Genomic DNA, 19,714 nt, shown 5'->3' with positions numbered 1-19,714 from the left:
AAAACTCACTCGCTCCGCTGCTCCTCCTCTCCCCACAAAGCCATGCGGCTTTGCGGGGGCCCCGACAATAGCGGCGTGTTCCGGCGTTGGCACGCTCCCCATACTTCGGGACATTTTGTCCCGAAGCTCGGTTCCTTGCGATGCTTCCCCAGCCGGGGTATTCCTTTTCGGACGGTCATTCTGTTTTCAAGGTGCTGTCCATCGATGAACTAAGATAAGTCTACACCTAAATGACCGCCCGCCCCGTATATCCGAAAGGTAGGAAATCGGCTTAAAAAACAGGCTATTTCCACGCTCTCGGAATTGTGGTAAAATGGTAGCAAAATGAGTAGAGGGCGTGACTTATGGAACAGATAGAATTTGATTATACGCAGCCTATCAATGATGAATGGAAAAAGATTATGGAAAAGCATCTTCGGACAGCGAAAACCTTTGAAATCCATTGTTGGAATGAAGAAACAACATGGATTGAGTATGCTTTGAAGTATGGAACACTCAAAAATGACGATTGGCAATACGGAAAAATTATCGTGGGACTGGTATCGACTGATTTTGTAAATATGGTTTTGCAGTTACCCAAACCGAAAGATACGGAGATTTACAATAAGATGACACCGTTCTTTTCAATTTTTCTTGATAACGGTTTTTCCTCAGAACATTATGGAACGGAATTAAATCAACAGTAAGGACGGAGGGATAAGGTGGCTTTATCAATACAAGAACGATTAAAAGACTTGCGTGTGGAGCGTGGGCTGACGCTGGAACAGCTTGCGGAGCAGACGCACCTCTCCAAGTCTGCGCTGGGAAGCTATGAAGCAGAGGACTTCAAGGACATCAGCCACTATGCCCTTATCAAGCTGGCGAAGTTTTACGGCGTGACCGCCGATTATCTGCTGGGGCTGTCGGAAACAAAAAATCACCCAAACGCCGATCTTGCAGACCTGCGTTTGAGTGACGATATGATTGAACTGCTGAAAAGCGGGCGGGTGGACAATTCCCTCTTGTGTGAACTGGCGGCGCACCCGGATTTCCCCCGGCTCATGGCCGACCTTGAAATCTATGTGAACGGCATAGCGGGAAAGCAGGTGCAGAGCGCAAACGCCATTGTGGACGCTGTGAGTGCAACGATTATGAAACAACACAATCCCGGCTTGACTGACCCGCAGCTGCGACAGCTTATCGCCGCCCACATTGACGACGACAGCTTTTGCCGCTATGTGATACAGCAGGACATAAACAAGATAGCCTTTGACCTGCGGGAAGCGCATAAGAACGATTTTTTCAGCGTTCCGGAGGACAACCCGCTGGAAGATTTCTTGCAGACCGCCGAGGAAACCGCCAGAGAGGACAGCGACCCGGAGCAAGCGGCTTTGGCGTTTATCTGTAAGCGGCTTAAACTGAATTACAAGAAGCTGTCTGAGGAAGAAAAGAAGTGGCTGAAAAAGATTGCACAGAAGTCGGACTTGCTGAAAAATCCAAACCCACAGCGGGGGAGAAAATAAGTGGGCGACAAAAACAAATTTTACAAAACGGAGGATACCATGAAGAAAGACGATAGAGAAAGATGTTCGTGGGCAACCACAGAACTCTATAAAGAATACCATGATGAGGAATGGGGAAAGCCCGTTCATGATGATAGAAAACTATTTGAAATGTTGGTTCTTGAAGGTATGCAAGCCGGATTATCATGGCTGACGATATTAAATAAAAGAGCTGCATTTAAGGAAGCCTTCAACGAGTTTGATTATCAAAAAATTGCTCTCTATGACGAAACTAAAATTGATGAGTTAATGCAAAATCCCAATATTGTTCGCAATAGATTAAAAATTAAGTCGACAATCACAAACGCACAGCAATTTATCAAAATCCAAGAAGAATACGGAAGTTTTGATAAGTTTATTTGGTCTTATGTTAAGAATAGACCGATTCATAATCATTTCAAATCGGAAGCGGACATTCCTGCAACAACGCCACTTTCAGATAGAATCAGTAAAGACTTAAAAAAACGAGGCTTTAAGTTTGTAGGCAGCACGATTATATATGCGTATATGCAGGCAATCGGAATTGTAAATGACCATGTGAAAGGTTGCTATTTGTATGTACCAGAATAATTCAATATTTCGGTACAATTTATCGAGAGATAGCAAAGCCAGCCGAGCCAGTCAACGGTCAAGATGAACGGCGCATAAATGCGCCGCCGTTGACAGTCCCGCCCGTCTTTGCTAAAGGGTAATCAAGGCGGGAAAGCCCTAAAATGGCTTCCCGCCCATTTCAATAATTGGAGGAGATAAAAATGAGATCAGAAAAGGAAGTTTATGATATTGTTTTGAATTTTGCAAAAACAGACAAACGCATTCGCATGGTTACTTTGGAAGGATCTAGAACAAATACAAATATTCCGCCTGATGATTTTCAGGATTTTGATATTACTTTTTTTGTTACGGATATGGACAGCTTCACAAGTGATGATAAATGGCTAGATATATTTGGTGAAAGGTTGATTCTGCAAAAGCCGGAAGATATGGAATTATTTCCAGCTGTAGAAAAGGGATTTTCATATTTAATGCTGTTTACTGATGATGTTAAGATAGATTTAACTTTGCTGCCGCTGGAACTGATAGACGAGTATTTTACATGGGATAAACTGGTAAAGTTACTGTTGGATAAAGACAACCGTATCGTAAAGCCGCCAATACCAACGGATATAGACTACCACTTGCAGAAGCCTACTCAAAGAATGTTTGACGATTGCTGTAATGAATTTTGGAATACTACAACATATGTAGTAAAGGGCTTATGCCGCAAAGAAATTCTTTTTGCTATTGACCATATGAATGATATAGTACGAAAAGAATTGCTTCGCATGATTTCCTGGCTGATTGGTATCAAACAGGGATTTCATTTCAGTTTGGGAAAAAACTATAAATTTATGAAGCAATATGTCCCAGAGGAATTGTGGGAACGACTTATGTCCACTTATAATATGGATTCCTATCCCCATATGTGGGAATCCTTTGAACAATGTATGGCATTGTTCCGGGAGGTTTCGTCAGAAGTGGCATGCCAGTTGGATTACCAGTATCCACTATATGATGAAAAAATCAGTAATTATGTGATTCGGCAAAAGAAAAAATATGGCATTGAAGATGATAACAAATAAAATTTTTTCAATCGAAAAAATTTATTTTGATTATTCAATTTTGAAAAACTGAATACCTCAAAATCAGAAAGAGCGCGGACAAGCACTTTGAGGGATTGGCCGCCTTGTCCACCCATTCAGTGGGACGGCGGGTGGCGGTCAAGGCCGGGTGTAAACCCGTTCATTTCAGCCTTGACGGTTACCCGCTGTCCTGTTACTTTTCCGGGAGTGTAGCCACAACTTCGGGACACTTTATCCACAAGTCAGAGCGTAGGACGAAGAACGGGGGCGTTCATATACGCCCTGTCTGCTGTCGAAAACAGACCTGCGCTTGCGGCTCCACGCCACACAAGCACAGCCCTGTTTTCCTGCCGCTTCAAATGCCCTTGCCCTCCCCGGCGGCAACGGCATTTTCACGGCAACGCCGACAGAGCGTATAACACACTACACTTTGCTTCGCAAAGTCGTGTGCCAAATGGGGGCGTTGCCCCCTTTGGAAACCCCCACAAAAAAGGCGGTACGCTACCCCTCCACGGGGCGCATACCGCCTTTTCTTGTTATCCAGCCCTCCGGCTGTATCGGTTGAGCAAAAGTCAGCGTGGGATTGGTGTGGTATCTTTATCTAAGTGATACCCCCCAGTGCTTTCCGGTACCAATGCTCTGCCGCTTCTGAATCTGATTCACACCCCAGTCCGTCCGCACACATCCGCCCCAGATCATACATCGCCAGCGCATTCCCCGTTTCCGCCTCCGCAAGAAACAACACAAATGCCTGCTCAAAGTCCTGACCCACTTCTTCGCTGCCATATAGATAGCCCCGCGCACGTTTGTAGCCATCACTCCAACTGGAATGAAAGACATTTTGTTGTTTCGGTCTGTCTTTTTGCATTCCTTCCGGCAAATCTGTTTCGTCCGGATCCACTTGCTCCGGTTCCATTTCTCCATCTGGAAGGACTTCTTCTTGAATCCATTGTATTTCTGGTTCTGGAGCATACTCGTCTTCAAAAGTCAGCTGATGGCTGCTTAGTTTCCATGCTTCTGCGATTACCATATTTTTAATACTTTTAAATTGTTTCTGTTCTGACAAAGGCGGGAGTGGAGGCAGATCGTTTTGATACGTAGAACGGATTTCATCCTGCCATTTTCCCCATGCCTGATACAGTTCTGATACACGACTGTCTTTCGCCAGTTCATCTACAATCTGATCCACCAGATTTTTCACATCCCGCTTCAGGTACCCATATACCTTTTTCCCGGATGTATTTTTTAAGCGCTCGGATAAGAGAACCATCATTCGCTCAATCTCATCGTTTACAAGGGTTTCACCTTTTAGATCTTCTACCTTCTGCCGTATCACATCTTCCGCTCCGGATTTCAATGCTGCACGCACCTGATTTTGTTCCTCGTAGAGATTTGCGAAATCCTGGCGGAAAATATCATGGGCCAGCTCCGAGCGCATGGCTTCAATGGACGGTTTCGTCAGATACCCGTCATTGTCTTTTGCAGAATACACCATCAGATGTACATGGGGATGGTGGCCCTCATTGTGGAACGCTGCGTACCATCGGAGATTTGCACTGTCAATCTTCATGTGTCTGCAAAGCATGGCCCGTTTCGACCGGAGTAGTGCCATCCATTGGGACGCGCTGTCATACCCAAGCCGCGCTGCATCCTCCCTACGAAGGGAGATGACATGCGTCCAGACCGGACCTTTGTGATTTACCACATCCTCCTGCACCCGTTTTAACACGACGGGAACTCCCGCATCCGTGAACAGACCATGCTCCCCCACACGCTCCACGCGGGGACGGTTTGCAATATAGTCCACATAGTTTTTGCGGTTCCCAATAAGATCCACGTTCTGCTCCAGCGCACAGGAAATAAACTCGGAGGCATTCCCGATGGTCGGACGCAATAAAAAATCCGCGTATTCCAGCAGTTCTTTTGTCTGCGGAATATCACGGATTAGTTGTGCATTCAGTTCTTTCTGGTTACCGGTAGCGGGAAGGGACAGCTTGCTTTCATCGATTTTCTCAACACCTTCACGGGTTCCGATATAACGGACATAATTCTCCAGATGTTCTGGCGGTGCATCCCGGAGATAGTGGGAGGTAAAAATCAGTCTTGGCATGGATTTCCTCCTGGCAAAAAGAAAAGCAGCCATTTCCAGCCGCCTTTCTTAATCTTTTCCATATTACATATTCAACATTTTAGGACTCAACTGTTTCGGTTTCAGAATCTTCATAAGGTCGTGGTTGGTTCCAACATTTGTTACCTCAAAATGATGGAGGCAATCTGGAAACCATGTCATCTCAGTGGCCATGTCCCGTACAAGTTCAAAAATCTCCAGGTCAGTTATTTTTTTCATGGAATGATATCCTGACCACTGTTCGTGAGTAAATTCGTGTTTCAGAAGATAATTCTTAATCTCTTTATACGCTCCAAGATGATTTTTCTTGGGATAAAATTCTTTTAATGCCTGAACACGCATATCAAAGTAGAGGGCTTTATACTGTCTGGCCTCACGTCTTGCCATTAAGCAGCACTGGCTCGGTTGGTATAAAACAGGAGGACATCTTCTACCACAAAGTCATCCTCACTCTCTCCGTCATCGCTATTATACCAAATCCATTTTTCTACATAATTCATAAACCACATTTCCCGTTTCAGGGCTGTAATCAGCATCCCGAAACATCCATAGTCTTTTGCCCGCCCTCTCCCGACAAAAACCAATGTGCCATCGGATTCCTTCCTGCAGTCCAACTGTTCTTCCTCAAATGCAGAAATCAATGTTTGATTTAAGCATTCTGTTGTGTACTTTCCCTCTGTACGGATTTTATTTTCATTCAGCCGGATTTCTAATTTTAACATACGGAACCGCTCCCTTCTCTTGTTTTTTTATTATACCACGCTGACTTCTGTGGCTTCAACTGTTTTCTTGCATTCATCCGGCCATTCCTTTTTTCCTACAGGACACCCAACTTCTGCAGCATCTCCACGCAGTCCTTTGCGCCCTGCACATAGAGATACGCACTTTCGTGCTGTGCCAGAAGATTGATCTTGACAATATAATCTTCCACTACCTGCTGATCTTCTGGAGAAAGTTTCGCAAGCACATCCCGCTTTTTTTCAGCCAGCATACTAATCTCCTGATAGAGATTTTTTTCCTCATCATTACAGGTTTTTCTCCGGTACAGCAGCGCATGCTCTGTCATCTCCTGAATCACCATTTCAAAAATTTCATTCTTATCCATTGTTACTACTCTCCTTTTTCAACACACCATAAACGAACCATGTGCGACCAGTCTATACCAAAATCCAACAAAGATTTTCTATTCTTTTAGGTTTCACGTTTCTGATATTTGTATGCGCTCTCAAAATCAATCGCACCGTTGATGCGCCTGACTTCCTCCACACATTTCGAGTGTAGCCGTTTCATGGCCGTTTCGTCAACATCATGTGTGTAGGCAATCACCTGGGACAGCTTAGAAAGCTCCACTGCGATTTTAAAATCCATCCTCGCCAGTCGATTCTCACTGTCCTGCACCGTTCCGGTCATTACCGAGGAGATTGCCTGGAGCAGATAGTCCTCCGCTTTTTCCGAAGTAAGAAACCCTAGATAGAACTGCAGGGCATCTTCAATCAGCTCGGTGCGGTTCTTTACCGTGCTGTCCTTGATATAGGCATCTGCCAGTGCGACCAGTTCCGTATCCACGCGGATGGAAAACTTGGTTTTATCCGCATTTCCGCTCATGAGCCCCTCCTTTCTGCCTGCTCTGCCGAAGCCACCCTCTTTTTCCCCAGAAATCTTGCCAGACTTCTATACCAGCCACCTCAATTTCTGTAACGGGACTTTTGGGGTGCCAAAGAAAATCCCCGCACGGCTTTGCAGGGCGGTGTGAACCGGGCGAGGGGGCTTTGAAAAGCCACCCGCCCTTTAACCTGCACACATTTCGACCCAACTTAAACCGCTAAACTTTAGCGTTTATCAGCCTCTTGGCCGCTATCCGGCCTTTCTGTCCACACGCGCCCCAACACCTCGAAAAACTCCCGCAGGGGTACAACGGATGCCACCCCTGCACGAAAAAGCCGATACAGCGGCTCACAGGGGCTTACACGGGCGGCCGGTATCCGGATTCACCTCCTGCACTGGTTTCTGACACAGGAGCCGTCCCAGATGTCCTTCTTTCTGGCCGTGCGGGACGCCGCGGCCGGTCCCTCCCGGCCACATCACGTGCCACCTTATCATCGATATATTCGCGGGTTGCCTGGGGGACATATTTCTCATAGAGCCGCTGCATAGTGTCATTCAGTTCTGTCTGCAGATCCGCATCCCGTTTGCCCATGTGGAATGTCAGGGCATCCAGCTTTTCCGTATTAAACGTTACCGTAAGCGTTGTATTCTTCATCTTGCCATTCCTCTCTTTCTGTTTTTCCAAAAGGAACCGGCGGCATAATAGCCGCCGCGTCCCGTTTTCCAGTCCGTCAGATTTTCAAGAACCGCAGGAAATCAATGGCATCAGACAGTCCGGCTTTGTAGAACTTTATCTGTTCCTGTTCCGGAAGCTCTGTCTGCTCCAGCAGCTGATTGTCCAGCCAGCTCCGTTCTTTCTCCGGAAGCATCCGGAGGATCCGGTCCATCCGCCCGACCTTTTCTTTCCTGTTTCGTTGGGATTCCGGCGCTGTGCCATCCTCCATGCTGTTTCGGATCTGGGCTACTCTGGCCTCGATGACTTCATTCAGCTGTTCAAAGATTTCATCCATCGTATGCTGCACCCCCTTTCAGCAACACAACATACCAGGATTCTTTTAGGAAAGCGATACCAGAACCTGACAAACCAGTTTGTGACAATTTCACAGTTTCCCTGCGGGGAGCCGTTTCTATCATCCTGCCGGCAGCCTGCCCATGGCGTAGTAGTGACCGGACCAATACGCGGAATCGATGTTGGCATAGCCGATGGGGGACCCGCAGTGGAGCATCTGGTTCCCACCTACATAAATCCCCACATGGCTTACCGGATTTCCGGAAGCGTAGGTTCCGGTAAAAAAGATCAGGTCTCCCGGCCTCGCCTCCTCCCGTGGAATCACAGCACACTGGTTGAAGATTCCCTGTGCCGAGGTGCGGGACAGATGGTAAACACCGGACTGTGTATAGACCCAGCAGACATACCCGCTGCAGTCAAAGCTGGTTGCCGGTGAACTGCCTCCCCACACATAAGGCCAGCCAATATACTTGGTCGCTTCCGCCATCAGTGCGCCGTAGCTCCCATCTCCCATTGCTTCTCCCGGCAGAAGTCCGTTTCCACCAGGCAGTGCCTGCCCATACTTCACAAGGGTATAAATCCTCTGGGCATTGGTCTGATCCTCCATCGTGATGCTCTGATCCAGCACAGCCGACAAATTTTCATAGATTGCCTGCTGGTCTGTGATGGGAATCGCCACCGTATAAGTGTTTCCTTCCTCATCCTCCCGGTCCTCATAGGTTACAAAACAATCTGCAAAAGCCCGGTAATCTTCCCGGTCCATACGGGGTTGATCCGCGCCGAAAAACAGAGCATAAAAAATGGATTTTACCCGGTAACCATCCACGGTTCCGCCTTCGGCCATGTCATTGATGTCTGTAAGCACACCATCCAGATCTGAGAATTCTCCCTGCATCTTTTCGATGTACATCCGGTATTCGGCAGGCATCTGGGAAGACAGATACCCTCCATGAAATGTCAGGTTCACTGCAGAGGTATTGTGGTTTGCCGTTCCAGACAACGCACACAGGAGAACCACAATGATTAAAATAAACGGCACCAGAAGCGCCGCAAGAACAGAAAGCACAACTGTTCTTGCCCGTTTGTCCGTTGCCACAACGAGGGCGGCCTTGACCGCCACCACAGCAGCGGGAGCTGCCATAGGCGTTCCTCCTTTCCGGGGCAGCAAAAGAAGGCCCCGGAAAGGAACCTTACTCAGCCGCCATATTCAGTTCTTTTTCTCTGGTAATCTCCAGGGTTTTGGGATAAACAATTGTGATGCCCCGTCCAAACTTTCTTGCATACAGCACAGCCTGCCCGCCTTCCATCTTCCGTTCCTCCTTGTCCTCTCATTGATGATTTTATTATACTTGATACAGGTTAATAATCAACCTTTATCAATGATGTTTATATTCGATTGAGTAAGATAAACTATCACTATCAAGGGCATACAAGGTGGTGATGGTTTGAAAAAACAGTTAAACATAGAGATTGGCGGACGGATTCGGAAATGCAGGGAAAATCTCGGCTATTCACGGGAGACCCTTGCAGAAAAAGCGGATCTGGCCAGCTCGTTTTTAGGCACCATCGAGTTAGGAGCTGGCAGTTTTACCGCAGAATCTCTTGTGAAGATCTGCCATGCGCTCGGCGTTTCTGCCGACTACGTCCTTTTCGGGAAAGAAAAACAGGGAGACTTATCAAATGTCAACGCCATGCTTTCCGGTCTGGATCCGGAGTACATTCCCTATGTGGAGGAGATGCTCCGCTCCTATATCAAAGCAATCACAAGCGTTAAGAAGTGAGCCGACCGTCCGGCTCCTCTTTCTTTTCTGCCGTTTCACTGGAGAGTATCCCATCCTCCCATCCCAAACAGGGAGCGCTGGCCGGTCTGCACCTCCTGCTCTTTTACGAGTTCACAGGCATGGTCTATGGCATCTTCCAGAACCTGCGGATCAAATCCGGCAGTCCCATAACCTTCCATGATGGTATCGACATAGAAATCCGATGGCACTCCGAATTCATGCCCCGGCGTCATCACATACACCATGGCAGATACTGTCTTGCCATCCAGCTCCACATTCATCATCTGCTTGTCATAAAGAAACGGATACCCCTCGTATCGGTCAAGAGCGGCTTCGTCCATATCCCGTATCCTCCAGAGAAGAACAGGAACCGAGCTGCCTTCTTTTGGTTCGACCGTGGCCATTGCTCCCTTACGGGCGCCCCGGAACAGCAATTCATAATCCTTCAGTTCACTTTTTCCAACCACCTTTGCAGTCGGGCAGCGATGTGCCATCTGGGGCAGATTGAGATTGCTGCCATAGGCGATATAAAGTTTCGGTTTTCTACTCATCGATGCGATTCTCCTTTCCTACATCTGCATAGAGAAAGACGGGGATTCCTCGCTCCCTCCGGTTTCTCCTGGTATAACATCTGTGGTAACCATATCCTGTCTGTCAATGGAATTCTGCCGTTCCAGCCTTGCCATCTCCCGTTCCTTTTCTTTTTTCTGACGCAGCCGTTCCTTTTGTACCTCCGCCTGTGCCGGGTCCCGCCATGCGATACAGCCGGGAAGATTTTTCAGAAGATGCAGACGCGCTGTGGCAAATTCGTCTCCATTTAGGCCCAGGCGCAGAAGCCAGGTGCGGAACGTATATTTCTCATTGGTGGTCTGGGTTTTCCTGCGGCTGGCACAGCTTTGGTTCAACGCCTGTGCGCCGATTGCGAGACAGAACTGGATATACGCTTTGATTTTTCCTGCATGGAGTGTCCCATTGAAAAGTCGGAACTCAATCGTACCTTTCTGGAACACGGAATGCAGGTTCAGGCAGTGATACCGACTGCCATCGTAATGGTCGCTCCTGCGGCTCTCTCCGTCATACCAGATCCGTTCCACGCCATCCAGAGTCTTAGGCTTTTTCCGGTTCAGCTCATCCAGGAAACGCTGCTCCACCTTCTGGCAGTAGGAATGTTCACGCGCCACGGAAACCTGAAGGGCTTTATAGATCAGGTCCTCTTTGGCTGCCATGATGTTGGTGATGTTTCGAAGCGTCCGGGCATCAAACGGGGAGGCATCGATATGCACATGGATGCCGCATTTCTTATTGGTTATGGCCCCATGTTCTTTCAGTTTCCGGACAATCTCCTGAATGGAAACGATATCCTCATACCTGCAGATGGGACTAACCATCTCCGTCTGGTACTCATCGCCTACTGAAATAATCCGACCGTTTTCTTTCCGCTGCGGCGTGATACTGCTATCACTCATAAACTTCCATTGCCGGCCTTCCGGGTCTAACGCCGCGTAGGTATCATAATAAGTTCCCAGGTATTGGGAGCTGGTCCCGAAATATTGTGCCGTTACTTCCGCTGCTTTCTCACGTGTGATTCCCGTCATCTCAATTTCGATTCCAAACCGCTGCCCCTTCAGTTCCATCCCCCGTCACCTCCATTACCGGCCGCCGGCCTTTCCAAACAGCCTCGCCTTGTGTTCCGGTGCATGGACCATCAGGTTATACCGCTCATTGCCGCATTTATAAAGACACACGCCCCTTTGGGGATACCGGATCAGGTTGTATTCGCTTTCCTCTAACTGCAGCGTGTCCGTATAAAACTTGGCATCAATGCTGCCTGCATTGAACAAAAACTGATGGGTAGGGATGGAAAACAGCGGCTTCGTGTATTCCCTGACACCATCCAGGTTGAAATCCTCCAGGTTCTGGCTGGCAATGATGACCGCGGACTCTTTCTTCCGGACACGCTTCATAAAGTTGCGGATATATTCCACCGCTGTCAGGTTGGAAAGGAACAGATAAAACTCATCCAGGCTGGCCACAGTGTTCCCCTCGCTCAAGAGTTTATCGCTCATAAAGGACAGGATATTGAACAGCAATGCATCCTTCAGACTCTTGCTGGCCTGCAGAAGACCTTTCACACCGAAGGTAATAAGGCTGTCATCTGTGATGTTCGTATGGCCATTGAAGAACTTACTCTCCGCTCCCACACACATGGAGTTTAACCCCAGGAGAATGTTCTGGAGCATTTCTGCGGTATAAAGCTGGCGCCTGTTCTCATCATATTCCTTGTACTCCTGCTCAATCAGAGCGTAGAGATCAGACAGGATCGGGTATTCCGTGTCGGCCATCCGGTCAAAGGGGCTGTGATCGGTAATACCCCATTTCGTATAGAGCTTCTGGAGCATGATCTCAATCACATCAATCTCCCGGTCCGTAAAGTCCTTGTAACTTCGGAAAAAGTCCTTTAAAAAACTGATATGCTGAGACAGGCGGGAACGGATCCGGAAGGTCTGCGGCGCATCCAGATCCTCCGGGCTGTCGGACTCATTCCGTATTTTCGGGGCCAGCGGGTTGATGAGGAACTCCCCGCTCATCAGGTCAATAAAGCATCCGCCCAGGTTTTCGGTCAGATCTTCATACTCCATTTCCGGGTCCAGGCAGATTACCCGCATCCCGGATTCCCGCAAATTGGTCAGCAGAAGCTTTAACAGGTAGCTCTTTCCCTGTCCGCTGTTTCCTAAAATCAGGATACTGGCGGTTGTCTTATCATCGGCACGGCGGTTAAAATCCACCAGCACATTGCTCCCAAACTTATCCCGGCCAATGTAGAAACCATTAGGGTCGGTCTTGCCAGAATAGTTAAACGGGTACAGGTTGGCCACGCTGCTGGCTGGCAGCACCCGCTCAAACTGATCCCCAAACAGGTTCCAGCCCGTAGGCATTACGCACTGAAACCCCTGCTGCTGTCTGAGCATCAGCCGGTCCACATTTAGCTTTGCACGGATCAGCTCCGTAAGCACCTCCGTCTGGAGAAGTTTCAGCTGATCCAAGTCGTGGGCGCAAAGCTCCAGATACACGGCCGTGTGGAGGAGCGGTTCGCGGTTTCGGTGCATCTGTGTCACAATGGTCGCCACATCCTGCAGATTACTCTCCGCCAGCACCGTCTGCTGTAAGTCATTGGTATTGCTGCGGTCCATACGGTTTTTATTTGCCGCATTGCTGATGATCTTCCGTTCCTCCACCGGCGTCACATGGCGGGTGTAGATCCGAAGCGTTACCCCGTCCTTTTCTCCCAGATGGGACAGGATCGCCTGCTCGTCCGTCGCGGTTGGATACTCTCTAAGCGCCCACACACAGCGAAAGGTATTGCCGCAGATGAAATGGTCCGTTTCAAATTTGATGACCGATGGGGCAATCATATCTAGGAATTCCTGAATCCGCACATCGCCTTTCAGTTCAGAAACCTGGGCAGTTCTCGTTTTTCTCAAATGGACACCTCCTAAATTTAGGCACAAAAATACGCCGGTTTCTCCGACGCAGTTCTGTTTTCTTTCCTGTTGTTAATCGTCCGGGATAATCCAGCGTTCCCCATCGAAGTCCTCAAACTTCTCTGTGGTCACGTTCTGCTCATAGTACACGGCCAGTATCCGCTTGATGTCCTCTTTATCCGCTCTTTTAACGGAAAATCCCTGCTCCTTCAAGGACTTTTCAATTCGGGCCAGATAGGGGAACACCTCGGATTCTTTTTCTTCCTTCAGCCGGAGTAAAATGAGAAATTCACGGGCAGTCGCCATTTGTACCTGGATACGGTCCAGGTGCGTTAAGTCTCTTTCCAGGAGCTTTCGGACCACAGGGTTTTCCTCCTGTTCCATGCGGGAACGCAAAAACCGCTTATTGTCCTCAAAACTTTCCCGGCTGTTTAAGCACAGCATCTCAATCTCCGCCACGCCTTTTAACACCGTCATCAACGCGTAGATCCTTGCCCCTACGCTGGCCTCTGACAGCACGGAGATGTTGGTTGGTTTCACAATAAAATACACCAGCTCCCCGTGCCCATAGGTTATCAGGCTGTACTCCGTGATCTCCTTTGCCCCAATCAGTTGGCGGGTGGACGCCCGATGCGCCGCCTCCTGTTTCTCAGATTTCTTCTTTCTGTTCATGTTCTGTAAACCTCCACTCGTAGAGCTGCTGTCTGGTAAAAAAGTAAGCACAGGCATATCGGATGAAATCCAGGATACTGGTATCCTCAAAGCGGATCGTCAGAAAGGCATAAACCGCCGTCAAGACGATGGGCAGAAAAAGTCCTGCCTGTGTAAATGACAGGATGGATACCAACGCACACACCCCGATGACGCCGATGTCCCGAAGCTGCCAGAGCCACAGGGTTGCCCTGGATTTTAAGTTGTCCGGATAGATATACAAGGTTCCACCTCCAATAAATTTACCGCCGGCAGCGTAAGCCCTCCGGCGGTGTTAGACGAATTTCATTCTGCAGTTTCCTCATGCGGCTTTACTTTCTCCGCTTCACTTAAGGCTGTTTCGATCAGCCCGATCACAAAGTCTTTCTGGCTCTGTCCGGTCTGCTTTAAATATTCCTTGATCCTCATAAAAAGTTCCTCTGATACCTGGAATGCCAGTGTCCTTGTCCCGTTTGCCATTGCTTTTCCTCCTTCAAAATGTTCGTTCAGTACCATCTCGACATATTGGCTGAGATTGAGTGCCAGTTTTTCCTTTTCTTCCCCGACTTTCGTATATAACGATTCCGGGATCATGGCGCATAAATTTTTTCGGTTCTCCATGGATGTTCTCCTTTCCTTGATGTTACAAGCCAAGTATATCGGGAATGTTATGGAATAGCTATGACCATACCCAACAAGATTTTTCTCCAAAAGGAAGCAATACCAACAAGAGGATATCTCATGTTTCTTCTCTGATCTTCCGTAAAAAATAAGCGATTCCGCGCAGGACAAAGTCCACACATGGAATCGCCACACTGTTTCCAAGGGCTTTATATCTGGCACTGTCCGAAGCACCGGGGATATCTGTCCAGCCGTCCGGAAACCCCTGCAGCCGTTCACACTCCAGTGGAGTGAGACGCCGGATGCGCTTTCCCATCCGGACCGGATGGATGGAGTTTAAAGAAGTCCCACCCGAACCTGGCTGAAGTGTTCCGGAGATGTCCCCATTCTCATTTCCATTCCGGCAATCTACCCCGAAAACCTCCATTATCAGATCCGTTGCGTCCTTGTGCTGTCTGGCGCTCTGCGTTGCCACAACTTCATTTTCAATCAGTTCATCGCTCCGCTGTCTGCTGAACACCGCATGCCGGTCCATCCCCGTCAGGGTGTAACTGATATCCGGCTGACATCCCAGTCCATTTCCACCGTTCTTATCCTGCCGGTCAATGATATTTCCCGCAATACAGTAGCTCTCTGGCTGGTCTGCAACCAGTGGGACATTATTACCGCCAGTCCCATAGCGTGCAGACATGGTCGGTGCAACTCCATGAGGGCCGGTATAGCGCGCATCAATCCCATGGTTCTCAAACAGTACCGGCTGATTATTTCCGCTGGAGCCAGCCGCTCCTGTAATCGTCGGGCAAATCCCCTCGCCAATCTCTGCCCCGCCCTGTTGTGTTGCCATAATAAGCGGCTGATGCCCATGCTCCTGTGCCCGCAGCGTCCCAGACACATCCTCCGATGTATCCATCTGACTGCCTCCCTGGTCATTCAGACAAAGAACAGACGGGGCTTGTCCTGTTTTAATCGTCGGGGAACACTCTGTCTGAAGCCCAATTCCCCTTGCCTCGGAACTGGCATTACCACAAAATCCTGCTGTAAGCACACAGGGGTAACCTTGCCCAGCCTGACCGCCGCCCTCAGTCAAAGCCGCATGGGTTTCTGTCATTAAAAAACATTCCCCATTTCCTTTGGTGACAACTCCTGCCGCCTGTACCGCCTGTCCGGACACCAATGGCGGATGGTTTCCCATTCCCGCCTGGAAAGTCGCCGTCATATCCTCTGTCACATCCATTGGGCTGCCGCCCTGGTTATTTAAACACAGGAGTTGCTGTTTTCCCTTTTGTTCTGTCCTCTGCAGTTCTGGGGAAATCATACAAGCCCCGCCTGCCACATCAGCGCCTCTTTCAGCTGCTCCGGCAACTCCTTCCCTCTGGCCTTTGCCCTCCGCAGAATCCCCAAACAGGCTTTCCTGCTTAAATAATATCTGGGGTGCGGTGAGTCCTCCAAAATCTGCGACAAGGAAGATACGACGGCGGCGCTGGGCGACTCCCCAGAACTGAGCATCCAGGACTCTCCAAGCCAAGCTGAATTCAGTTCCCAGAATGGCAGCCCCAGCAGGTTCCCAGCGCCCGGAGTCAGGTCGAGGCACATGACAGGTATCGTCCTTGATACGGACGATCTCCTCGATAACCGCACGGAAGTCCTCTCCATTTGCGGAGCTGAAGGCTCCCGGCACATTTTCCCAAACGAGGTATCGAGGTCTGCTAAGGTGATCTGGTATCCCTCGTCCGGCATCTGCATTTCTCATCTCCTTTACAATACGCACCTGATCCATGAACAGACCGGAGCGTTCTCCCGCAAGGCCGCGCCGCTGTCCAGCAACAGATAGATCCTGACAGGGGCTTCCCCCGCAGATCACATCCACAGGCGGGAGCCTGCTTCCGTCCAGTTTTGTGATATCCCCCACATGGATCATATCCGGGAATCGGATTTGTGTTACTTTGATTGGGAAAGGTTCGATCTCACTTGCCCAAAGCGGCGTAATCCCATTGTGGATACCGGCCAGAGGAAATCCTCCAATCCCATCAAACAGACTCCCCAGGGTCAGCATCCTCTAAGCTCCATTCCAAAGAAACTCTGTTCCGGTCCTTCCTCCAGCCAGGAGACCAACTCCTGACCACTGATTCGCTGCACCGGAATGCCCAACTGCTCTGCCGCTTCCAATTCTCTCTGCATCTCAGAGGACATGCGGTCCCCAAACAGCCACAGTTCATCGCAGGCTTCTAACACCCGGATCCCCATCTGCATTCCAGCCTCCCGTTCCTCCACAGAACCGTCATCCAAAAACTGCGGATACATCAAATGCACCGCAATCGGGACAGTTCCCTGCGCCATCGCATACCGGCAGGCATTCTGTGCCGTTTGGATGTTTTCCAGCACATCCCCCGCATATGGGGATGCGATATATACCAGCTTCTTTTCTGACATTGTTTCCCCTCCTATCTCGCTACAGTCTGTACAATGGTCCGGGTCAGATTGACCGCCCCTTGTGCCGCATAAACCGCTCCCATCACATTGGCTCTGGTCCCTGTATCCAGTCCGAACTGTCCGGCAATCCGCGGGACTTCTCCGGCCGACAGCATGAGTCCCAGCCCTAAAAGCGCGTGGTCTTTGACTACCATCAGTCCGGCAATCAGGATCGTTGCCTGCAGGAACGTAGTCAGACACAGGCCAATGACCTGCTTGCACCAGCCAACGAAGCCATCAATGTAACCTCTTGGAATACTGAACATATAGAGGCTTCCAACTGTGATCTGGATCAGCAGAATACCGCCGCGCTTTAAGTTGGCAAAGAACACCTTGATGACTGCATATCCCATTAGGATCAGGATAAAAATCATTAAGATTGGACTTGTGATGCTGTTTAGGCCCCCGAAGATTTCCGCCTGTACTGCATCTTCCCAGGTTCCCGCATCCTGCAGGGAGGTAATGATATTTAGGGCAACCGTCCCAAAACCATCGCCAAGCCCGGTAATCTCCGCAGTAAAACTCCCCTGCAGGGACACGCAGAACTTATACAGCTCCACCGGGACTACCGTAAACAGGCTGACTGCCATAAACCCCTTGATGGCGTTGATTGCTGTTTCCCGGATACTCCCCCGCCCGTTCTGACTTTCGATTCCACACTCAAATCCGGCCACCACAAGCCCCGTGACATACAGCGCCCAGGCCAGATAGGAAAAGAACAGCACGATGGATTGTACCCAGGACATTTCAAAAAGCTCCGCACCCATGTTGCCCATCTGCATAAAAAAATCACCGAGAAACCCTACGAGCTGCCCGTAGATCCAGTCCACAATCTGCCCCAATACGGTATCGGCAACAAAATCCCATATGAACACGCCTTATCCATGCCTCCTTTCACTCGGGTGTCAGCAGAAATAGCCTTACCCCTCATCACATAGATGGACCGTTAAGTGCCGGCGGTTCCAAGGCTTCATCCTCCTGCCCCATTTCCCAATCTGCCAAAGCCCCGAATGCTTCGTCATATTGCTCATAGGTAACTTTCCTGGATTCCCCAGACAGTTCCAGAACTGCGGATGCAATCTTCCTGGTAATCGGATCTTGTCCCTCTTTCATCAGAGCTTTTACTGCATCCTCCGATAATTCACGTTTGATACCCATGCCGAATCCAGCAACCCTTACCTCAATCTCGGACTTCCCTTCCGGCAAACTCCCCGCATCGTATATGGGATACGGCTCAAACAGGAGCAATAGGCTAATCTTAGACGCCTGGGGAACTGTGACGCCGATTCCGCCGGGACCCGGACCAATCACACATATCCCATCAGTCCGGTCAAAGATTTCCTTCCCCAATGACAAAATAGGATTGGCTTCTATCAGTTCTTTTCTGTCCATGTATCCTCCTTCAACACATTTTCTGCCCGGGCTGCAGTTCTTCCGCAGGCTCCTGAAACACTTCCAGGTATGTCCGCACCGCACTGACTGCCTGCTGGTAGTCCGTTTTCGTTGGCTGATACACATACCAGTCCACATCTGCACCGTCACACCAGATATATGGAAAAATACCTTCGCGGAAGTTGGGGTTACGCACCATTTTCCTTCCCCATAAATCCGCAAATTTCAACACCATACTGTCAATGACGCCTTCATTCCGGTTTAAAAGTGTGACCTTGAGACGGTCGTAACGATCCGCAAACATTCCCGTCTTGAAATATATTTTTACGCGGATCTGATCCGTCAGCCTGCCATAGCAGACATTCCCTACAAATTTTGCATTCAGGAATACCGCATCGTGATCAAACATCCGGCGAAGTTCCTGTTCAAACTTTGTCATTGCCCTCTCCTTTCTCATCCCATCTGCGGACCATTGGCCCGCGCTGCCTGCACTTCCATCCTTTGTTCTGCCGTCCTGATCAACTGGATTACAGGCTCCGAACTGCACAGCAGCTGATCCATACGTCCGATCAGCTGCTCCATATGCGTCTGCCAGCCAAACCAGTCTTTTTCGTCAAACCATCCGCCCCGCGGCTGACCTTCCTTTGCCTGGAATTCGGCGATGATACGACTGTGACGCAGGGTAGCCGACAGGTATTTTTTGATCCATTGGATGGATTCCCTGTCTGCTGTAAAAGAGGTTATCGAGGCAAATTTCTTCTCTTGTGCCAGCTGTGGATCATCATAATCCAGCCTCTCCAGATTCTGGTCCATAAATTTTACCATCAATTCAGCAAGCGCCATCGGGCTGGTATGGCTATGCCCCTCCGCTGGATCCGGCGGGGAACACCATTCATCGCTCTGCAAAAGAGCAAGCATCGTTTTTAATTCCAGTTTTCCATCTGCAGGCAGATTCTGCCGGATGGTGCCCACAGCATCCAGCCCTTCGTCAGACTCAAAAGCCCGAATTCCCCAACATCCCATTGTCTGCCTCCTTTACATCCCAAGAATCTGCCACACATACATAGGTGCAGTCAGGGTAAAGACCAGGCAGGCAAACAGGATTGCTGGGCCTGCCCATTCAAACTGCCCGTGCTTGCGGTAGTCAAAATATGCCGTCCCCAGTTTGCCAAAAAAGAACACGGCAAGGATCAGATCGATGGCAGGAAACACCACGTTGTTAACCACCGTCTTGATCTGTTCTGATGCCGTCTTCCAGGTTCCCTCAATCGCTCCCGCCACATCGCCAGACGCTGCATATGCGGGAACACAGAACACACATGCTGCCAGTGCTGCAGCGAGGAAAAGCAGGATTCTTCTTTTTACTTTCATCTAATT

General features: G+C 49.4%; 24 protein-coding genes and 1 pseudogene. 5 read left to right on the top strand and 20 right to left on the bottom strand.

Going from position 1 to position 19,714, the window contains the following annotated elements:
• Positions 1 to 344: 344 nt before the first annotated feature.
• From KE531_14260 to KE531_14245, 4 genes are all read left to right on the top strand, one after another.
• Positions 345 to 686: a hypothetical protein gene (locus KE531_14260; protein ID MBR9954751.1), complete on the top strand. Its 342-nt coding sequence runs from the start codon at positions 345 to 347 to the stop codon at positions 684 to 686.
• Between the two features lie 15 nt (positions 687 to 701).
• Positions 702 to 1,502, top strand: coding sequence for a helix-turn-helix transcriptional regulator (locus KE531_14255; protein ID MBR9954750.1), 801 nt, complete (start codon positions 702 to 704; stop codon positions 1,500 to 1,502).
• A gap of 39 nt (positions 1,503 to 1,541) precedes the next feature.
• Complete coding sequence (locus KE531_14250; GenBank protein MBR9954749.1) at positions 1,542 to 2,111, top strand: DNA-3-methyladenine glycosylase I; 570 nt, start codon at positions 1,542 to 1,544, stop codon at positions 2,109 to 2,111.
• A gap of 182 nt (positions 2,112 to 2,293) precedes the next feature.
• Complete coding sequence (locus KE531_14245) at positions 2,294 to 3,160, top strand: aminoglycoside 6-adenylyltransferase AadE (GenBank protein ID MBR9954748.1); 867 nt, start codon at positions 2,294 to 2,296, stop codon at positions 3,158 to 3,160.
• A 601-nt stretch (positions 3,161 to 3,761) separates the two neighbouring features.
• Here the strand turns inward: KE531_14245 and KE531_14240 are convergent.
• The 8 genes from KE531_14240 to KE531_14205 form a co-directional block, all read right to left on the bottom strand.
• Positions 3,762 to 5,270 carry a hypothetical protein gene (locus KE531_14240; GenBank protein MBR9954747.1) on the bottom strand — a complete coding sequence of 503 codons (1,509 nt, stop codon included), beginning with the start codon at positions 5,268 to 5,270 and terminating at the stop codon, positions 3,762 to 3,764.
• 63 nt (positions 5,271 to 5,333) lie between these two features.
• The gene (locus KE531_14235) at positions 5,334 to 5,675 is read right to left on the bottom strand and encodes a hypothetical protein (GenBank protein ID MBR9954746.1); all 342 of its coding nucleotides are present in this window, start codon (positions 5,673 to 5,675) and stop codon (positions 5,334 to 5,336) included.
• Positions 5,675 to 6,010 (bottom strand): hypothetical protein, encoded by a 336-nt coding sequence (locus tag KE531_14230; GenBank protein MBR9954745.1) that lies wholly within the window; start codon positions 6,008 to 6,010, stop codon positions 5,675 to 5,677. The genes KE531_14235 and KE531_14230 overlap by 1 nt, the downstream gene beginning before the upstream one ends.
• Before the next feature lie 95 nt (positions 6,011 to 6,105).
• The gene (locus KE531_14225; protein ID MBR9954744.1) at positions 6,106 to 6,393 is read right to left on the bottom strand and encodes a hypothetical protein; all 288 of its coding nucleotides are present in this window, start codon (positions 6,391 to 6,393) and stop codon (positions 6,106 to 6,108) included.
• A gap of 86 nt (positions 6,394 to 6,479) precedes the next feature.
• On the bottom strand, positions 6,480 to 6,893 hold the full coding sequence (locus KE531_14220) for a hypothetical protein (GenBank protein MBR9954743.1): 414 nt from the start codon (positions 6,891 to 6,893) through the stop codon (positions 6,480 to 6,482).
• A 358-nt stretch (positions 6,894 to 7,251) separates the two neighbouring features.
• A complete protein-coding gene (locus KE531_14215; GenBank protein MBR9954742.1) occupies positions 7,252 to 7,548 on the bottom strand; it encodes a hypothetical protein in 297 nt (98 codons plus the stop codon).
• 76 nt (positions 7,549 to 7,624) lie between these two features.
• Entirely contained in the window at positions 7,625 to 7,903 is a 279-nt protein-coding gene (locus tag KE531_14210; GenBank protein MBR9954741.1) for a chemotaxis protein, read from the bottom strand.
• Positions 7,904 to 8,023: 120 nt separating this feature from the next.
• Positions 8,024 to 9,043, bottom strand: coding sequence for a C40 family peptidase (locus tag KE531_14205; GenBank protein MBR9954740.1), 1,020 nt, complete (start codon positions 9,041 to 9,043; stop codon positions 8,024 to 8,026).
• Between the two features lie 304 nt (positions 9,044 to 9,347).
• Here KE531_14205 and KE531_14200 point away from each other — a divergent pair, with 304 nt between their 5' ends.
• Positions 9,348 to 9,683: a helix-turn-helix transcriptional regulator gene (locus tag KE531_14200; protein MBR9954739.1), complete on the top strand. Its 336-nt coding sequence runs from the start codon at positions 9,348 to 9,350 to the stop codon at positions 9,681 to 9,683.
• 35 nt (positions 9,684 to 9,718) lie between these two features.
• Here the strand turns inward: KE531_14200 and KE531_14195 are convergent, their stop codons facing one another.
• The 12 genes and pseudogenes from KE531_14195 to KE531_14140 form a co-directional block, all read right to left on the bottom strand.
• Positions 9,719 to 10,234, bottom strand: coding sequence for a gamma-glutamylcyclotransferase (locus KE531_14195; GenBank protein MBR9954738.1), 516 nt, complete (start codon positions 10,232 to 10,234; stop codon positions 9,719 to 9,721).
• An 18-nt stretch (positions 10,235 to 10,252) separates the two neighbouring features.
• A complete protein-coding gene (locus KE531_14190) occupies positions 10,253 to 11,317 on the bottom strand; it encodes an amidoligase family protein (GenBank protein ID MBR9954737.1) in 1,065 nt (354 codons plus the stop codon).
• Positions 11,318 to 11,332: 15 nt separating this feature from the next.
• Positions 11,333 to 13,165, bottom strand: coding sequence for a DUF87 domain-containing protein (locus KE531_14185; GenBank protein ID MBR9954736.1), 1,833 nt, complete (start codon positions 13,163 to 13,165; stop codon positions 11,333 to 11,335).
• A gap of 72 nt (positions 13,166 to 13,237) precedes the next feature.
• Positions 13,238 to 13,837: a hypothetical protein gene (locus tag KE531_14180; protein ID MBR9954735.1), complete on the bottom strand. Its 600-nt coding sequence runs from the start codon at positions 13,835 to 13,837 to the stop codon at positions 13,238 to 13,240.
• Positions 13,815 to 14,099 (bottom strand): hypothetical protein, encoded by a 285-nt coding sequence (locus KE531_14175; protein ID MBR9954734.1) that lies wholly within the window; start codon positions 14,097 to 14,099, stop codon positions 13,815 to 13,817. Before KE531_14175 ends, KE531_14180 begins: the two co-directional genes overlap by 23 nt.
• A 62-nt stretch (positions 14,100 to 14,161) precedes the next feature.
• A complete protein-coding gene (locus KE531_14170) occupies positions 14,162 to 14,476 on the bottom strand; it encodes a 4-oxalocrotonate tautomerase (protein ID MBR9954733.1) in 315 nt (104 codons plus the stop codon).
• 118 nt (positions 14,477 to 14,594) lie between these two features.
• Complete coding sequence (locus KE531_14165; protein MBR9954732.1) at positions 14,595 to 16,529, bottom strand: DNA cytosine methyltransferase; 1,935 nt, start codon at positions 16,527 to 16,529, stop codon at positions 14,595 to 14,597.
• Positions 16,523 to 16,906: a DUF4406 domain-containing protein gene (locus KE531_14160; protein ID MBR9954731.1), complete on the bottom strand. Its 384-nt coding sequence runs from the start codon at positions 16,904 to 16,906 to the stop codon at positions 16,523 to 16,525. Before KE531_14160 ends, KE531_14165 begins: the two co-directional genes overlap by 7 nt.
• An 11-nt stretch (positions 16,907 to 16,917) precedes the next feature.
• The gene (locus KE531_14155; GenBank protein MBR9954730.1) at positions 16,918 to 17,820 is read right to left on the bottom strand and encodes a hypothetical protein; all 903 of its coding nucleotides are present in this window, start codon (positions 17,818 to 17,820) and stop codon (positions 16,918 to 16,920) included.
• A 55-nt stretch (positions 17,821 to 17,875) separates the two neighbouring features.
• Positions 17,876 to 18,337 carry a hypothetical protein gene (locus KE531_14150; protein MBR9954729.1) on the bottom strand — a complete coding sequence of 154 codons (462 nt, stop codon included), beginning with the start codon at positions 18,335 to 18,337 and terminating at the stop codon, positions 17,876 to 17,878.
• A gap of 10 nt (positions 18,338 to 18,347) precedes the next feature.
• Positions 18,348 to 19,360 (bottom strand): annotated as a pseudogene (locus KE531_14145) (DUF4259 domain-containing protein).
• 12 nt (positions 19,361 to 19,372) lie between these two features.
• Positions 19,373 to 19,708, bottom strand: a complete 336-nt coding sequence (locus KE531_14140) for a DUF3852 domain-containing protein (GenBank protein ID MBR9954728.1) — start codon at positions 19,706 to 19,708, stop codon at positions 19,373 to 19,375.
• Positions 19,709 to 19,714: the final 6 nt, after the last annotated feature.

The organism is Eubacteriaceae bacterium Marseille-Q4139 (genome assembly GCA_018223415.1).
Classification (GTDB): Bacteria; Bacillota; Clostridia; order Lachnospirales; family Lachnospiraceae; genus CABSIM01.
This window is presented reverse-complemented; position numbering and strand designations above follow the sequence as displayed.

Coding starts and splice junctions, on each gene's coding strand:
- KE531_14260 (MBR9954751.1), top strand. CDS start 345: ATGGAACAGATAGAATTTGATTATACGCAGCCTATCAATGATGAATGG.
- KE531_14250 (MBR9954749.1), top strand. CDS start 1,542: ATGAAGAAAGACGATAGAGAAAGATGTTCGTGGGCAACCACAGAACTC.
- KE531_14245 (MBR9954748.1), top strand. CDS start 2,294: ATGAGATCAGAAAAGGAAGTTTATGATATTGTTTTGAATTTTGCAAAA.
- KE531_14240 (MBR9954747.1), bottom strand. CDS start 5,270: ATGCCAAGACTGATTTTTACCTCCCACTATCTCCGGGATGCACCGCCA.
- KE531_14235 (MBR9954746.1), bottom strand. CDS start 5,675: ATGGCAAGACGTGAGGCCAGACAGTATAAAGCCCTCTACTTTGATATG.
- KE531_14230 (MBR9954745.1), bottom strand. CDS start 6,010: ATGTTAAAATTAGAAATCCGGCTGAATGAAAATAAAATCCGTACAGAG.
- KE531_14225 (MBR9954744.1), bottom strand. CDS start 6,393: ATGGATAAGAATGAAATTTTTGAAATGGTGATTCAGGAGATGACAGAG.
- KE531_14220 (MBR9954743.1), bottom strand. CDS start 6,893: ATGAGCGGAAATGCGGATAAAACCAAGTTTTCCATCCGCGTGGATACG.
- KE531_14215 (MBR9954742.1), bottom strand. CDS start 7,548: ATGAAGAATACAACGCTTACGGTAACGTTTAATACGGAAAAGCTGGAT.
- KE531_14210 (MBR9954741.1), bottom strand. CDS start 7,903: ATGGATGAAATCTTTGAACAGCTGAATGAAGTCATCGAGGCCAGAGTA.
- KE531_14205 (MBR9954740.1), bottom strand. CDS start 9,043: ATGGCAGCTCCCGCTGCTGTGGTGGCGGTCAAGGCCGCCCTCGTTGTG.
- KE531_14195 (MBR9954738.1), bottom strand. CDS start 10,234: ATGAGTAGAAAACCGAAACTTTATATCGCCTATGGCAGCAATCTCAAT.
- KE531_14190 (MBR9954737.1), bottom strand. CDS start 11,317: ATGGAACTGAAGGGGCAGCGGTTTGGAATCGAAATTGAGATGACGGGA.
- KE531_14180 (MBR9954735.1), bottom strand. CDS start 13,837: ATGAACAGAAAGAAGAAATCTGAGAAACAGGAGGCGGCGCATCGGGCG.
- KE531_14170 (MBR9954733.1), bottom strand. CDS start 14,476: ATGGAGAACCGAAAAAATTTATGCGCCATGATCCCGGAATCGTTATAT.
- KE531_14165 (MBR9954732.1), bottom strand. CDS start 16,529: ATGCTGACCCTGGGGAGTCTGTTTGATGGGATTGGAGGATTTCCTCTG.
- KE531_14160 (MBR9954731.1), bottom strand. CDS start 16,906: ATGTCAGAAAAGAAGCTGGTATATATCGCATCCCCATATGCGGGGGAT.
- KE531_14150 (MBR9954729.1), bottom strand. CDS start 18,337: ATGGACAGAAAAGAACTGATAGAAGCCAATCCTATTTTGTCATTGGGG.
- KE531_14140 (MBR9954728.1), bottom strand. CDS start 19,708: ATGAAAGTAAAAAGAAGAATCCTGCTTTTCCTCGCTGCAGCACTGGCA.